Annotated in this window: 10 protein-coding genes, 2 tRNA genes and 3 rRNA genes (1 of these 15 only partly in view); 6 read left to right on the forward strand and 9 right to left on the reverse strand. The window is 59.2% G+C overall.

Annotation, left to right across the window (positions count from 1 at the left end; genetic code table 11):
* The 6 genes from LAD35_RS20285 to sstT all read left to right on the forward strand — a co-directional run.
* Window positions 1-347 (forward strand): 16S ribosomal RNA (locus tag LAD35_RS20285); it begins 1,184 nt to the left of the window's first position.
* Between the two features lie 187 nt (window positions 348-534).
* Window positions 535-611: transfer RNA gene (locus LAD35_RS20290), tRNA-Ile, on the forward strand.
* Between the two features lie 157 nt (window positions 612-768).
* A tRNA-Ala gene (locus LAD35_RS20295) sits at window positions 769-844 on the forward strand.
* 406 nt (window positions 845-1,250) lie between these two features.
* A 23S ribosomal RNA gene (locus LAD35_RS20300) occupies window positions 1,251-4,127 on the forward strand.
* 148 nt (window positions 4,128-4,275) lie between these two features.
* A 5S ribosomal RNA gene (gene rrf / locus LAD35_RS20305) occupies window positions 4,276-4,388 on the forward strand.
* Together the 16S, 23S and 5S rRNA genes with 2 tRNA genes alongside form the textbook arrangement of a ribosomal RNA operon.
* 130 nt (window positions 4,389-4,518) lie before the next feature.
* Window positions 4,519-5,736, forward strand: a complete 1,218-nt coding sequence (gene sstT, locus LAD35_RS20310; RefSeq protein WP_224153058.1) for a serine/threonine transporter SstT — start codon at window positions 4,519-4,521, stop codon at window positions 5,734-5,736.
* Between the two features lie 62 nt (window positions 5,737-5,798).
* Here the strand turns inward: sstT and LAD35_RS20315 are convergent, their stop codons facing one another.
* The 9 genes from LAD35_RS20315 to kdgD all read right to left on the reverse strand — a co-directional run bounded on the left by LAD35_RS20315 (window position 5,799) and on the right by kdgD (window position 15,252).
* On the reverse strand, window positions 5,799-6,566 hold the full coding sequence (locus tag LAD35_RS20315) for a class II glutamine amidotransferase (protein ID WP_224153059.1): 768 nt from the start codon (window positions 6,564-6,566) through the stop codon (window positions 5,799-5,801).
* A 56-nt stretch (window positions 6,567-6,622) separates the two neighbouring features.
* Entirely contained in the window at window positions 6,623-8,092 is a 1,470-nt protein-coding gene (locus LAD35_RS20320) for an MFS transporter (RefSeq protein ID WP_224153060.1), read from the reverse strand.
* Window positions 8,093-8,196: 104 nt separating this feature from the next.
* A complete protein-coding gene (locus LAD35_RS20325) occupies window positions 8,197-8,439 on the reverse strand; it encodes a cysteine-rich CWC family protein (RefSeq protein ID WP_224153061.1) in 243 nt (80 codons plus the stop codon).
* A complete protein-coding gene (locus LAD35_RS20330; protein ID WP_224153062.1) occupies window positions 8,436-9,398 on the reverse strand; it encodes a DHH family phosphoesterase in 963 nt (320 codons plus the stop codon). Before LAD35_RS20330 ends, LAD35_RS20325 begins: the two co-directional genes overlap by 4 nt.
* Window positions 9,399-9,455: 57 nt before the next feature.
* Complete coding sequence (locus tag LAD35_RS20335) at window positions 9,456-10,433, reverse strand: DMT family transporter (protein WP_224153063.1); 978 nt, start codon at window positions 10,431-10,433, stop codon at window positions 9,456-9,458.
* Complete coding sequence (locus LAD35_RS20340; protein WP_224153064.1) at window positions 10,430-11,878, reverse strand: aldehyde dehydrogenase family protein; 1,449 nt, start codon at window positions 11,876-11,878, stop codon at window positions 10,430-10,432. Before LAD35_RS20340 ends, LAD35_RS20335 begins: the two co-directional genes overlap by 4 nt.
* A 70-nt stretch (window positions 11,879-11,948) precedes the next feature.
* Entirely contained in the window at window positions 11,949-13,286 is a 1,338-nt protein-coding gene (locus LAD35_RS20345) for an enolase C-terminal domain-like protein (protein ID WP_224153065.1), read from the reverse strand.
* A 23-nt stretch (window positions 13,287-13,309) separates the two neighbouring features.
* The gene (locus LAD35_RS20350; protein WP_224153066.1) at window positions 13,310-14,296 is read right to left on the reverse strand and encodes a 2-hydroxyacid dehydrogenase; all 987 of its coding nucleotides are present in this window, start codon (window positions 14,294-14,296) and stop codon (window positions 13,310-13,312) included.
* 47 nt (window positions 14,297-14,343) lie between these two features.
* The gene (kdgD, locus tag LAD35_RS20355) at window positions 14,344-15,252 is read right to left on the reverse strand and encodes a 5-dehydro-4-deoxyglucarate dehydratase (RefSeq protein WP_224153195.1); all 909 of its coding nucleotides are present in this window, start codon (window positions 15,250-15,252) and stop codon (window positions 14,344-14,346) included.
* Between the last annotated feature and the right edge of the window lie 2 nt (window positions 15,253-15,254).

A 15,254-nucleotide genomic window follows, 5' to 3' on the forward strand; every position in this document is an offset into this window, starting at 1 on the left:
AAGTCCTCATGGCCCTTATAGGTGGGGCTACACACGTCATACAATGGCTGGTACAAAGGGTTGCCAACCCGCGAGGGGGAGCTAATCCCATAAAGCCAGTCGTAGTCCGGATCGCAGTCTGCAACTCGACTGCGTGAAGTCGGAATCGCTAGTAATCGTGGATCAGAATGTCACGGTGAATACGTTCCCGGGTCTTGTACACACCGCCCGTCACACCATGGGAGCGGGTCTCGCCAGAAGTAGGTAGCCTAACCGCAAGGAGGGCGCTTACCACGGCGGGGTTCGTGACTGGGGTGAAGTCGTAACAAGGTAGCCGTATCGGAAGGTGCGGCTGGATCACCTCCTTTCTGGAAAACAGCTTCGCTGTTTCGGTGGATGCTCACTTTGTGCAAACAAAGTGAAGTGCCATCGGCACGGCAGGAGCCAAAAAAGCAATCAAGATTGAACGCCCACACTTATCGGTTGTTGGAACACAAGCCAAGGCTTTGTAGAGACTGAGTCACACAAGACGCAGTAGCTACTAGGCATTGGAATGGGTCTGTAGCTCAGCTGGTTAGAGCACTGTGTTGATAACGCAGGGGTCGTTGGTTCGAGCCCAACTAGACCCACCAAAAGCTTCCAACGGATTAGAGGTTGAGCTTATGCCGCTTTGGTTGATCAGTGAAATGCTGATTGACTAGAGCCAAGCAGTGCGAGGCGTCTGATGCGAAGCACACTGATGTGTGTGAGCAGCAGGCAACGAAGCAATGCGCAGGCTATAGGCAATCAGGGGGATTAGCTCAGCTGGGAGAGCACCTGCTTTGCAAGCAGGGGGTCGTCGGTTCGATCCCGTCATCCTCCACCAATACCTGGTTGTCAAAACTAGCGTCCGATAGACACTTATCACTCAACACCAAAGCGGTTTCGCAAGAGACTGTTTTGTTGTTGATACCGGATTCCCGGATCAAGCGGCTGTTCTTTAAAAATTCATAGAGTCGAAATCAGCGTTGCTGGTGGAAACTGCACATTCGTAAAGGTTTAGTGCAGACCGTGCCACCAGCAACAATTTGATTGCGTCAAAACGAATGAAACTTTGCGATGAGCAATTTTTATTCAGTAATGACGAATATTCTTCAAGAATGTGGATCTGGGAGACCAGGTCTACGGCAAAGATATTCACATTACGGCATAACGCGCGAGGTGAGAGACCTCGCAAAGCAGTTGCTTGAGAGTGTAGCGATGTTCTCTAGAGATAGAGGTCAAAGTTATAGGGTCAAGTGACTAAGAGCATGTGGTGGATGCCTTGGCGATGATAGGCGACGAAAGACGTGATAGCCTGCGAAAAGCTTCGGGGAGCTGGCAAATAAGCATTGATCCGGAGGTATCTGAATGGGGGAACCCACCTAGCAATAGGTATCACTGAGTGAATACATAGCTCAGTGAAGCGAACCTGGAGAACTGAAACATCTAAGTACCCAGAGGAAAAGACATCAACCGAGATTCCGATAGTAGTGGCGAGCGAATTCGGAGAAGCCTTGCAGTGATAGTCAGTGTGTTAACAAAACGGAATGGAAAGTCCGGCCATAGTGGGTGATAGCCCCGTATGTGAAAACGCATTGGTGGTACTAGGCTGCAGACAAGTAGGGCGGGGCACGAGAAACCCTGTCTGAACATGGGGGGACCATCCTCCAAGGCTAAATACTCATCATCGACCGATAGTGAACAAGTACCGTGAGGGAAAGGCGAAAAGAACCCCGGGAGGGGAGTGAAATAGATCCTGAAACCGCATGCTTACAAAAAGTCGGAGCCCTTAGGGGTGACGGCGTACCTTTTGTATAATGGGTCAGCGACTTACATTCAGTGGCAAGCTTAACCGAATAGGGAAGGCGTAGAGAAATCGAGTCCGAATAGGGCGACAAGTCGCTGGGTGTAGACCCGAAACCAAGTGATCTATCCATGGCCAGGATGAAGGTGCCGTAACAGGTACTGGAGGTCCGAACCCACTAGTGTTGCAAAACTAGGGGATGAGCTGTGGATAGGGGTGAAAGGCTAAACAAACTTGGAAATAGCTGGTTCTCTCCGAAAACTATTTAGGTAGTGCCTCAAGTATTACCTGCGGGGGTAGAGCACTGTTTAGGCTAGGGGGTCATGGCGACTTACCAAACCTATGCAAACTCCGAATACCGCAGAGTACAGCTTGGGAGACAGAGCACCGGGTGCTAACGTCCGGACTCAAGAGGGAAACAACCCAGACCGCCAGCTAAGGTCCCTAAAACGGGCTAAGTGGGAAACGAAGTGGGAAGGCTAAAACAGTCAGGATGTTGGCTTAGAAGCAGCCATCATTTAAAGAAAGCGTAATAGCTCACTGATCGAGTCGTCCTGCGCGGAAGATGTAACGGGGCTAAGCCAGTTACCGAAGCTGCGGATGTGCAATTTATTGCACGTGGTAGGAGAGCGTTCTGTAAGCCTGAGAAGGTGTCTGGTAACGGATGCTGGAGGTATCAGAAGTGCGAATGCTGACATGAGTAGCGTTAAAGCGGGTGAAAAGCCCGCTCGCCGTAAGCGCAAGGTTTTCTACGCAACGTTCATCGGCGTAGAGTGAGTCGGCCCCTAAGGTGAGGCAGAGATGCGTAACTGATGGGAAACAGGTCAATATTCCTGTACCGATGTGTAGTGCGATGTGGGGACGAAGAAGGTTAGCTCAGCCAACTGTTGGATATGTTGGTTCAAGCCTGTAGTCGTGCTCGGTAGGCAAATCCGCCGGGCTAAGATGAGGGGTGATAACGGGTCTGCTTGCAGACGAAGTGAGTGATACCCAGCTTCCAGGAAAAGCCACTAAGCTTCAGCTACACACGACCGTACCGCAAACCGACACTGGTGCGCGAGATGAGTATTCTAAGGCGCTTGAGAGAACTCAGGAGAAGGAACTCGGCAAATTGACACCGTAACTTCGGGAGAAGGTGTGCCGCAAGTAGGTGAAGTTGAACAAATGGAGCCCAAAGCGGTTGCAAAGAATAGGTGGCTGCGACTGTTTAATAAAAACACAGCACTCTGCAAACACGAAAGTGGACGTATAGGGTGTGACGCCTGCCCGGTGCTGGAAGATTAAATGATGGGGTGCAAGCTCTTGATTGAAGTCCCAGTAAACGGCGGCCGTAACTATAACGGTCCTAAGGTAGCGAAATTCCTTGTCGGGTAAGTTCCGACCTGCACGAATGGCGTAACGATGGCCACACTGTCTCCTCCTGAGACTCAGCGAAGTTGAAATGTTTGTGATGATGCAATCTCCCCGCGGAAAGACGGAAAGACCCCATGAACCTTTACTGTAGCTTTGTATTGGACTTTGAACAGATCTGTGTAGGATAGGTGGGAGGCTTTGAAGGGTGGATGCTAGTTCACCTGGAGCCGACGTTGAAATACCACCCTGGTGTGTTTGAGGTTCTAACCTTGGTCCATGATCTGGATCGGGGACAGTGCATGGTAGGCAGTTTGACTGGGGCGGTCTCCTCCCAAAGCGTAACGGAGGAGTTCGAAGGTACGCTAGTTACGGTCGGACATCGTGACGATAGTGCAATGGCATAAGCGTGCTTAACTGCGAGACTGACAAGTCGAGCAGATGCGAAAGCAGGACATAGTGATCCGGTGGTTCTGTATGGAAGGGCCATCGCTCAACGGATAAAAGGTACTCTGGGGATAACAGGCTGATACCGCCCAAGAGTTCATATCGACGGCGGTGTTTGGCACCTCGATGTCGGCTCATCTCATCCTGGGGCTGTAGTCGGTCCCAAGGGTATGGCTGTTCGCCATTTAAAGAGGTACGTGAGCTGGGTTTAAAACGTCGTGAGACAGTTTGGTCCCTATCTTCCGTGGGCGCTGCAGATTTGAGAGAGCCTGCTCCTAGTACGAGAGGACCGGAGTGGACACACCTCTGGTGTATCGGTTGTCACGCCAGTGGCATTGCCGAGTAGCTAAGTGTGGAAGAGATAACCGCTGAAAGCATCTAAGCGGGAAACTCGTCTCAAGATGAGATCTGCCGGGGGCTTGACCCCCTAAAGAGTCGTTCTAGACCAGGACGTTGATAGGTTGGGTGTGGAAGCGCAGCAATGCGTTAAGCTAACCAATACTAATTGCTCGTGCGGCTTGACCCTATAACTTTGATGATCCCTCCCTTAGATGGGATGCATGCAAAGACACTGCAACTGCAGTTATGCCCAAAGCGCAATCAAATTTAGCTGATAAGACTCTATGAATTCGCTGCGCTGCCTAACAAACCTGGCAGCAAAGCAAAAAGTTATGCCTGATGACCATAGCAAGTTGGTACCACTCCTTCCCATCCCGAACAGGACAGTGAAACGACTTCGCGCCGATGATAGTGCGGATTCCCGTGTGAAAGTAGGTCATCGTCAGGCTTTTATTCCTAAACCCCCTCAGTCTTCGACTGCGGGGGTTTTGCTTTTACGGGCTCGAAACAGGCGGATTATTTAGGGGCAAAACCTCATGGTATTTGCGCGGATCGCGCTTGCAGATTTTTGACTGATTATGTTTTCTTCGTTGACGCGTGTGGTGCTGCGAACCAGCCTGGTGGCACAAATCATGTGCGCGATGGTATTGGGCGTAGCCATTGGATACCTGACGCCAGAGGGCGCAAGTGGATTGTCCATTCTGGGCAAATTGTTTGTTTCGGCTCTCAAGGCGGTGGCACCGATTCTTGTACTCATTTTGGTTATGGCTGCGATATGTGGGCAGCGCAAGGGTGCCGCGACGCATATGCGGCCCGTGTTGGCTCTCTATCTTGTGGGCACTTTCGCTGCAGCGCTTGTAGGTGTTGCTGCCAGCATGCTCTTTCCTACCATTTTGCATTTGGAAGGCGCTGCCGATGTGAGCCAGGCGCCCAAGGATGTCTCGCAAGTCATGCTGGATCTGCTGATGCAGGTGGTAGATAACCCGGTGCACGCTTTGATGGCGGGTAACTATATTGGAGTGCTCGCCTGGGCGATCGCTTTGGGTTTTGCATTCCGTCATGCGGCGAAGAGCTCCAGGCAAATGATCCAGGATGCCGCAGGGGCAATCACGCAGGTGATTCAGTGGGTGATTCGCCTGGCGCCCCTTGGTGTTTTGGGATTGGTTGCGTCTACCTTTGCAGAGGCAGGCGCCGATGCCCTGGTGGGCTATGTGCGTGTGCTGCTGGTGTTGGTTGGTGCAATGCTTTTTGTTGCTCTTGTGGTGAACCCTTTGATTGTGGGAGCAGTCATTCGTGCGAATCCTTATCCCTTGGTTCTGACTTGCTTGCGCGAGAGTGCGGTGACGGCTTTTTTCACGCGTAGCTCAGCGGCCAACATTCCAGTCAACCTGGCATTGGCCGAAAAGCTGGGCCTGGATCGGGATACCTATTCCATTGCCATTCCGCTGGGTGCCACGATCAATATGGCAGGTGCTGCCATCACGATCAGCGTGTTATCACTGGCGGCGGCTCACACCATGGGTATTCAGGTGGCGTTACCGACTGCAATACTGCTCTGTGTTGTGTCGGCGCTGTGCGCATGCGGTGCATCCGGTGTGGCAGGGGGCTCGCTGCTGCTGATTCCGCTGGCCTGCAGTCTGTTTGGTATCAGTAACGATGTGGTGATGCAGGTCGTGATGGTGGGGATGCTCATCGGCGTTGTGCAGGACTCTGCCGAGACCGCGCTGAATTCGTCCACCGATGTGCTCTTTACCGCAGCAGCTTGCATGCGCGCTGATCGACTGCAACAGGCCTGATGGTTTGATTGTGGCGGTTGGCAACGGCTCCTGGAAGGAGCCGTTTTTAATGCTCAGCACATTTACAGAAATAGCCGCCGTCCCTGGTCAAATACCATTAGCTCACCGGGTTGAAAGTGCGTCCATTCTTCATTGGTGGTGAGAGGGGTTGTGACAACGACGGCGACGCGGTCCTGTGGCGTGGTGCAGGTGGAGAAATCGAGGCTGAGGTCTTCGTCGCTCAGGTGCGCATGCGAGAACGGGTGTGCACGCTCCGTGTAGCAGAGGAATGTGGTGGCATGGGCCCAGAGTGCATCGCCGTTGCAGAGCAGAAAATTAAAGGTGCCATGCGGCGCAATGCGGGCCGCCAGATCGCGCAGAGTGTGTGTGAGCTCTGCGATGCTTGGCGTGCCTGCGTGGGATTTCCACAGTTCCTGCATGATCCAGCAGAACACGTGTTCGCTGTCGGTATCTCCAACAGGGCGGAAATGTGCATGCAGACGCGGACGAAAGTCCTTCAGATCGCCATTGTGGGCAAAGACCCAGTTCTTGCCCCAGAGTTCTCGTACAAAGGGGTGGCAGTTCTGCAGCAGCACGCGGCCTTGTGTCGCCTTGCGGATGTGTGCAATGACATTGCGGCTTTTGATGGGGTAGCGGCGGATCAACTCCGCCATCGGCGAATCCGCGGCCGGGTGGTGATCCACCAGGTGGCGCAGGCCGCCTTCTTCGAAAAAGGCAATGCCCCAGCCGTCACTGTGGTGGTCCGTGTTGCCGGCACGCTGCGAAAAGCCGGTAAAGCTGAAGTTGATATCGGTGGGGGTGTTGCAGTTCATCCCCAGCAATTGGCACATGGCAGAACACTCTCAAAACGCACTGAAGACCTAGTGTAGACCATCCTCAGCCGCTATCAGTGCGCCGCAGGCGTTGGCCGTGCGCGCAGCTGGAGCGCGGCGATGCCTGCGAGCACGCACACAACAGCCAGCAAGGCAAAGGTATCGCGGAAAGCGGACACGCGCTCTGCCATGGCAATCTCTACCGCCGCCGATTGCGCAGCGTAGTAGCCCACGCGCCACTCCAGAAAGATGCCGCACAGGCTGACGCCAGCCGCACCACCCAGCATGCGCAGAAAGCTGAATGTGCTGGAGCCTTGCGAGATGAGGCTTTTGTCCAGCGGGCGCATGCTGCCAAGGGTGAGCGAGGGCAGGATAAAGCCCAGGCCAATGCGGCCCAGCACGGTGTAGCCCACCAGCAGCCACAGTGACGAGCCGGGCTGCAGCACGCCTGTGAGCACAAATGACAGTGCCAGCAGCGCCAGCCCGCCTATCACCAGCCAATGGGCCGGTGTGCGGTCGGCCATGCGGCCCGCCAGGGCGATCACGCCGCCCAGCACCAGGCCTGCGGGCAGCATGGTGGTTCCCACCACTGAAGCAGAGTAAGACAGCCCCAGTTGCATGAACACCGGCAGCAGGTAGGTGGATCCAAACAGCGCGGTGCCGTAGATGAAGGCGACAATACAGCCGGCGGCAAAGGGCTTACAGGCAAACAGGCGCAGATCCATCAGCGGCTTTTCGCCACGGGCCAGCATGCGCTTTTCCCATGCCACAAACCCCGGAAAGCATGCCAGGGCGATGGCAAGCAGCACAGCGCTTTCCTGCCAACTGGTGCCATGCAGTGCGACGAGGCCGTTGAGCAGGCAGATGGTGCCCACCGTGGCAATGCCCAGACCAATCCAGTCGAGGCTCTTGCCTTTGCGGTCGGCCGATGCGCCGCCTGGAGCATTGATGGGCACGTACCGCAGACCCAACCAGATCGAGGCCAGACACAGCGGCACCACCATGAAGAACACCGAGCGCCAACCCATCCAGTCCACCAGCAATCCGCCCACGCTCGGGCCGATGGCAGGCGCCAGCACAATGCCCATGCCGAACAATCCATTGGCGCGGCCTTGTTCATTGGGTGCAAAGGCGTGCAGGATGATGATGGCCGGAATGGGCTGAATCACGCCAGCGGCAAGGCCCTCGACCACGCGTGCGACCAGCACCAGGTTGTAATCGGTGCTGAAGCCGCCCCCGATGCCGCCAAGCATCAGCAGGACGACGGCGCCCAGATAGGTGTTGCGGTAGCCATAGCGCGTCAGCAGCCAGGGGGTGGTCAGCATTGCCACCGTGGTGGCCACCATGAACGACGATGTCACCCACTGCGCGCGCGACTGGCCCAGCTGGAAATGGTGGCTCATGGCCGGAATGGCCACATTGAAGATGGTGGACGAGATGATCGACGCCATCGTGCCGATCATCACGGTAAAGAGCAGATACCAGCGGAAGCGCTCGCCGTACAGGGCGCGCAGATCTTGGGCATTGTGGTTGCTGATATGCATGATGGATGGCGTGCGACGGCGCAAACCTGGATCGCCCTTGCGTACGAGATACTATGAATTTAATAGCTTGGTGCGCTTGGCAGGCTTGCGTTGAGTGGCAATAATTATCGCAACTTTGGCGCCTGAGCACCAGCGCCTGCTGTGTCCAAGCCAACGGTGGCTTGCCCGCAGGCGGGGCAGATGCAGCGCTGGCCGCGTTCGGCGGCAGGTACACGCTGCAGTGCTTCCGGGCTGATCTGCGCCGTCATGCACCAGCATTGCTCTGCTGGCAGGCCCTGGGCGACAGCGCACTGGTTGTGCTGTCCGCAGAGCGGACACCGCTGCGCCTGGGGGCTGGTATTGCTCATGCTGCGGTTGCAGGTGCGGGGCGGGGGGCTGGCAGGGCGTCCTCGGGCCGCGCGGTCAGGCTGCCAGCCAGCAACTCCGGCAGGCGGTCTGCACCCATGCGAAAACCGCAGGCCTGCGCATGTCCGCCACCGCCCATGCTTTCTGCGAGCGGAATGCAGTTGAAATCGGAGCGTGAACGCAGGCCACATTTCACGCCTTTTTCGTTGGCGCTCCACATCAGCGCAAAGCTGCCGCTCTTTTTGGCCAGAATATCGCCCACCTGGCTGTGGAACATGCCGGGGGCGTTCACCATCAGGCCTGCAATGCCGTTGAAGACAACAGGCTGCGCTCCCTCGGCGATATCGCTGCACAGTTTCAGGTACTTTTCGTCCATGGCTCCGCCGCGTGCCATGAAGGCTGCCAGCTGCTCGGGCGTGAAGGCAGCAATCTCGGCCCAGCGCTCGAATGTGCGCGGCTCCATGTCAAGCGCCGCCAGGAAAGCGCCGCTCTCGGGATACTGCCAGCGCCAGATATCGCGGTCTTCAATGTGCAGGATGAGGGCTGGGATCGCTTCGGACGGGTGGAAAAACTCCCACGCAAGGCGCGCACCGGACTTGTTCATGTCAAAGTGCACCACGCCGCAGGTGCAGCGGTAGCCGGTCAGCTTTTCTGCGGCGCTCTTGTGGTGGTCCAGCAGCACCAGCTTGTGGGCCTTGGCTTCAATGGCGGCCAGCAGCTCGGGGCCAAAGGCGAAATCGAGGATGTAGATGGTGCGGCCATTCAGGTCGCCCAGGTCGTCCACTGTCTGGATTTCGCCGTGGTCCAGGCCGCGGAACTCTGCCTTGCCGCCAAAGAACAGCCAGGCTGCCAGCGCGGCGCCATAGCCATCAGGGCAGCTGCGCCCGTGGTAGAGGATGAACGGCTTGGGGTCGTTGATGTCGGCGCTTACCGGCAGAGACAGGTCGGGCAGGAGTTTCATGCCCGCTATTTTCCGCCAGCTGCAGTACCCGAGTGTGCGCGCTATTTCTGGCCCGGGTTATGCGTTTCCCGATTTGCGCGCTCCCCGTGCTTCTCGCGTCACCAGCCAGATGCCCAGGCACACCATGGCGAGGGCCAGCACATAGTGCCAAGCCCACAGAGTCTCCCCGAGAAACCACGCCGACAGCACGGAGCCAAAAACGGGCACGGTGAAGTTGTAGATCGTCACCTGGCTGACCCGGTTGTGCTTAAGCAGCAGGCTCCACAAGGTGAAGGCGGCCGAGGACAGCAGGGCCAGATACACCAGAAGCGCCAGCGCCTGCCAGGAAGGCAGGCCCATCTGGCCGCCGCTGCCCCAGCCTATCAGCACCAGCAGCGCGCCGCCCAGTCCCAGTTGCCAGCCGGTCATGGCCATGGCATCCACGGTTTGCGACAGTTGCTTGCCGTAGATGCTGGATGCCGCCAGGATCAGCGCCGCCAGCACCACCGAGCCTTCGCCCAGCCAGCTGAAAGCCCCACCCAGCTCGCCGCTGCCGCCCAGCGTTACCGTGAGCACGCCAGCAAAGCCGATCACGCAGCCCAGAGCCTTGGCAGGCGTGAGCCGGTCGTTGGCGTAGAACCCATGTGCTATCAGCACGCTGAAAAAGGTGGCCGTGGCGTTCATGATGGCGCCTTTGACGCCAGTGGTGTAGGCCAGGCCCAGGTAGAAGAACACGTATTGCAGGCTGGTCTGCGTAGCGCCCAGCACCAGCAGTTGGCGCGAATGTGCGCGAAACGTCTGCAGCGCAGGCTTGCCCATGGCAGCTGCCACCAGCAGCACAAAGCCGCCCGCCATCACAAAACGCCAACCTGCAAACAGCAGCTTGCTAGGCAGATCGGACTGCGCGATGGAGAACAGCGCATAGCCGCCCTTGATCGCCGGATACGAACTGCCCCATAGCAGGCAGCACAGCAGCGCCACACCGGCCACCACGGCAGGGCTGCGCCATGTCGATGTCACAGGCGCCGGTGCGTGGCCGGTACTTGCCGTGCTCATGCCAGGGTGTATGCCGTTTTGACGGTGGTGTAGAACTCCTGCGCATAGCGGCCTTGCTCACGCGGGCCGTAGCTTGAGCCCTTGCGGCCGCCAAAGGGCACGTGGTAATCCACGCCCGCCGTGGGCAAATTCACCATCACCATGCCAGCCTGCGCATGGCGCTTGAAGTGCGTGGCGTATTTCAGGCTCGTGGTGGCAATGCCTGCCGACAGGCCGAATGGCGTGTCGTTGGCCACGGCCAGCGCCTCGTCATAGTCGCGCACGCGGATCACGCTGGCCACCGGGCCAAACACCTCTTCGCGGTTGATGCGCATGGCAGGCGTGCTGTCCACCAACAAGGCGGGTTGCAGGAAAAAGCCCTGCTTGCCGCTGCCCGTGTGGCAGCCAATGCGCTCGCCACCAGCGGCCAGCACGGCGCCTTCCGCCTTGGCGATTTCCACGTAGCTCAGGTCCTGCTCCAGCTGTGCCTGGCTGACCACGGGGCCAATGTCGGTGCCTGCTGCGCGCGCATCGCCCACCTTGAGCTTGGCCATGCGGGCCTGCAAGGCTGCGATGAAGGCCGGGTAGATTTTCTCGGTCACGATCAGGCGGCTCGATGCTGTGCAACGCTGGCCGGTGGAGTAGAAGCAGCTTTGCGCCGACAGCTCCACGGCCTGGGCCAGGTCGGCATCGTCCAGCACCACCTGGGGGTTCTTGCCTCCCATCTCCAACTGTACCTTCTTGCCGCTCTTGACGCAGGCTTCGGCAATGCCGCGGCCCACGCCTACCGACCCGGTGAAGCTGATGGCAGCCACATCGGGGTGCTGTACCAGGGCTTCACCAATGACGCGACCCCGGCCCATGACCAGGTTGAAAACACCCGCAGGGATGCCGCTGCGGTGGATGATGTCGGCCAGCGCCCAGGCGCTGCCCGGCACCAGATCGGCAGGCTTGAGGACCACGCAGTTGCCAAAGGCCAGCGCCGGGGCAATCTTCCACGCCGGAATGGCGATGGGAAAATTCCACGGCGTGATCAGGCCCACCACGCCAATGGGCTCGCGCGTGATCTCCACGCCAATGCCGGGGCGCACCGATGGAAGGCTCTCACCGGCCAGGCGCAGGCATTCGCCCGCAAAGAACTTGAAGATCTGGCCTGCCCGCGCCACCTCGCCAATGGCTTCAGGGCGGGTCTTGCCTTCCTCGCGTGCCAGCAGGTCGCCCAGCTCGTCCTTGCGGGCCAGAATCTCGTTGCCGATCTTGTCGAGCGCATCGTGGCGTGCCTGGATGCCCGAGGTGCTCCAGGCGGGAAAAGCCGCCTGCGCCGCAGCCACCGCTGCATTCACATCGGCTGCATCGCCTTGCGCGTATTCGCCAATCACATCGGCCTGATCGCTGGGGTTGGTGTTGGGTGTGGTGGCATGGCCCGCAGTCCAGTTGCCGTTGATGAGGTTGTTGTAGATCGTCATGGTGGTATTTTGATAAAAAGGCCTCTGGCGCCCGATAGGTTGGCGCAGAATGCTATGAAATAAATAGTAATCAACGCACCATGCACGGGCGCTTGGGGTCGAACTGCCAGCCGGGAATCAGGTACTGCATGGCCATGGCATCGTTGCGTGCTCCCAGGCCATGCTCCATGTACAAGGCATTGGCGCGCTGCAGTGCTGCACGGTCGACGATGACGCCCAGCCCCGGGGTCTGGGGCACATCGACGAAGCCATCCTTGATCTGGAACGGGTTGATCGTGAGGAACTGGCCGTCCTGCCAGATCCAGTGCGTATCGATGGCGGTGACCTTGCCGGGAACGGCTGCGGCTACGTGGGTGAACATGGCCAGCGAAATGTCGAAATGGTTGTTGGAGTGCGAGCCCCATGTGAGGCCCCAGTCGCGGCAGGTCTGGCCTACGCGCACGGAGCCGGCCATGGTCCAGAAGTGCGGGTCGGCCAGCGGGATGTCGACCGACTGCAGCGACAGCGCATGTACCATCTGGCGCCAGTCGGTCGCCACCATGTTGGTGGCCGTCGGCAGGCCGGTGGCGCGGCGAAATTCGGCCATCACCTCGCGGCCCGAAAAGCCGCCTTCCGCCCCGCAGGGGTCTTCCGCATAGGCCAGCACGCCGTGCATGTCGCGCATCAGGCGGATGGCGTCCTTCAGGAGCCAGCCGCCATTGGGGTCGAGCGTGACACGCGCTTGTGGAAAGCGTTGCGCCAGCGCGGTCACTGCCTGTACCTCTTCTTCGCCCGACAGCACACCGCCTTTGAGCTTGAAATCGTTGAAACCATAGCGCGCATGCGCGGCCTCTGCCTGGTGCACGATGGCCTCGGGCGTCATGGCCGTCAGGTGGCGGGTCTGGCTCCAGGCGTCGTTGTCCGTGTGGTCATCGCCCGGCTGGATGTAGGGTAGGTCGGTTTTCTCGGACGGACCAACGAAGAACAGGTAGCCCAGCATTTCGACGCGCGAGCGCTGCTGGCCCTCGCCCAGCAAGGCTGCCACGGGCACTCCCAAATGCTGGCCCAGCAGGTCGAGCAAGGCAGATTCGACCGCCGTGACGGCATGGATGGCGATGCGCAGGTCAAACGTCTGCAGGCCTCGGCCGCCGCTGTCGCGGCCTGACAGCAGCAGCTGCACCTTCTGCAGCAATTGCAGGTGCTGGCCAATGGGCTGGCCCAGCAGCGCGGCCTTGCTGTCTTCGAGCCCCTGGCGTATGCCTTCGCCGCCCGGCACCTCGCCCACACCAGTGTGGCCGCTGCTGTCATGCACCAGCACCACGTTGCGGGTGAAGAAGGGCGCATGCGCGCCGCTCAGGTTCATCAGCATGCCATCGCGGCCTGCTACGGGAATGACTTCGATCTCGGTGATGGTGGGTGTTGGAGCCATGGGCGTGTCTCTCTGCGGTTCTGTCATTCGGTGCGTGCTGCAGCAGCGGCTTGCGACCAGGGAACTTCCTGCACCAGGCTGCCGTGGGCGATAAAGCTGCGCAGGTTGGCGAGCACCAGATCTGCCATGGCGCGCCGCGTTTCCTGCGTACCACTGGCAATATGCGGGGCCAGCACCACATTGTCCTGCTGCAAAAGGCCGGGCAGTGGGCGAGGCTCATCTTCAAATACATCAAGGCCCGCCCCGGCGATGGTGCCGTTTTGCAAGGCATGCAACAGCGCGGCCTCGTCCACCACGCTGCCGCGCGCCACATTGATGAGAAAGCCTTGCGGCCCCAGCGCCTGCAGCACCTTGGCATCGACGAGGTGCTGCGTTGCGCTGCCGCCCGCAGCCGTGATGACGAGGAAATCGCACCACGCCGCCAGCTCTTGCAGAGAGGCCAGGTACCGGTGCGCGGAATCTGCTACCGGGCGCCGGTTGTGGTAGGCCACCTGCATGTCAAAACCGCTGGCACGCCGCGCCACCTGCAGGCCGATGCGGCCCATGCCCAGAATGCCCAGGCGCTTGCCCGATGCTCGGGTGTAGACGCCAAAGCGCTGCTGCGGCCACAAGCCTGCGCGCACAAAGCGGTCGGCGGCAGACACGTGGCGTGCGGCGTCCAGCAGCAGGGCAAAGGTCATGTCGGCCACGCAATCGTCCAGCACGCCGGGGGTGTAGCCCACGCGGGCACCATGCGCAAGGATGGAGGCCTGGTCCAGCGAATCAAAGCCTACCCCAAAGCTGCTGATGCAGCGCAGGCGGGGCAGGGCCTCAATCACCTGGGCGGGCGCGCCCATGCCGGCAGAGGTGACGAAGTATTCGAACTCCGCGCCATGCCGTGCAAGAAACTGCGCCGGGTCCGGCTGCTCGCTGAGAACGGTGATGTCAAATTCGCGCGCCAGATCGGCATCCAGCGCGGGCAAGGGCATCTTGCCCATTTGCAGGACACGGGGACGGGTGGCTTCAGTCATGGTGAAAAGGGGTGCGCCTGCCCTGCGGGCAGGCAGTGGTGGCAGGTTCAGCCTTCAACCTTCTTGATCAAGGCTGCGAGCATGTCGACCTCTTCCGGCTTCAAATCGGCCAGTGGTGTGCGTACCGGGCCTGCGTCGTGGCCCACCAGTTTGGCCCCGGCCTTGATGATGGAGACGGCATAGCCTGCGCTGCGGTTGCGGATCTTCAGGTAAGGCATGAAGAAGTCCTTGAGCAACTGGTGCTGGGTGGCATGGTTGTCGGTGCGCACGGCTTCATAAAAGCGCATTGCAGTCTTGGGGATGAAGTTGAACACTGCAGACGAGTACACCGGAGTGCCCAGTGCCTTGTACGCGGCCGCATACACCTCCGCAGTGGGCAGGCCGCCCAGGTAGGCCAGGCGGTCGCCCATCGTCAGGTACATGGCCGACATGGCCTCGATGTCGCCCACGCCATCCTTGAAGCCCACCAGGTTGGGGTTGCGCTCGCACAGGCGCGCCACGGTCTCGGGCGTGAATTTGCTCTGGCCACGGTTGTAGATGATGACGCCGAACTTCACGCTCTTGCAGACCGCTTCCACGTGTGCGGCAAGGCCTTCCTGGCTGGCCTCGGTCATGTAATGCGGCATCAGCAGAATGCCATGGGCGCCAGCTGCCTCTGCGGCCTGCGCGCACTGGATTGCAAAGCGCGTGGGGCCGCCAGCGCCTGCAATGATGGGCACCTTGCCCTTGCAGGTGTCGACGGCGGTCTTGATGATCTCTGGGTATTCGTCTGCCGTGAGCGAGAAGAATTCGCCCGTGCCGCCCGCAGCGAACAGTGCGCTTGCGCCATAGGGCGCCAGCCATTCCAGGCGCGATGCATAGCCCTTGGCGTTGAAGTTGCCCTGCGCATCAAAATCGGTCACGGGGAAGGACAGCAGGCCGGAGCTCATCACGTGCTTCACATCCTGGGGGCTCATGG

Source organism: Comamonas odontotermitis (assembly GCF_020080045.1).
Taxonomy (GTDB): Bacteria; Pseudomonadota; Gammaproteobacteria; order Burkholderiales; family Burkholderiaceae_C; genus Comamonas; species Comamonas odontotermitis.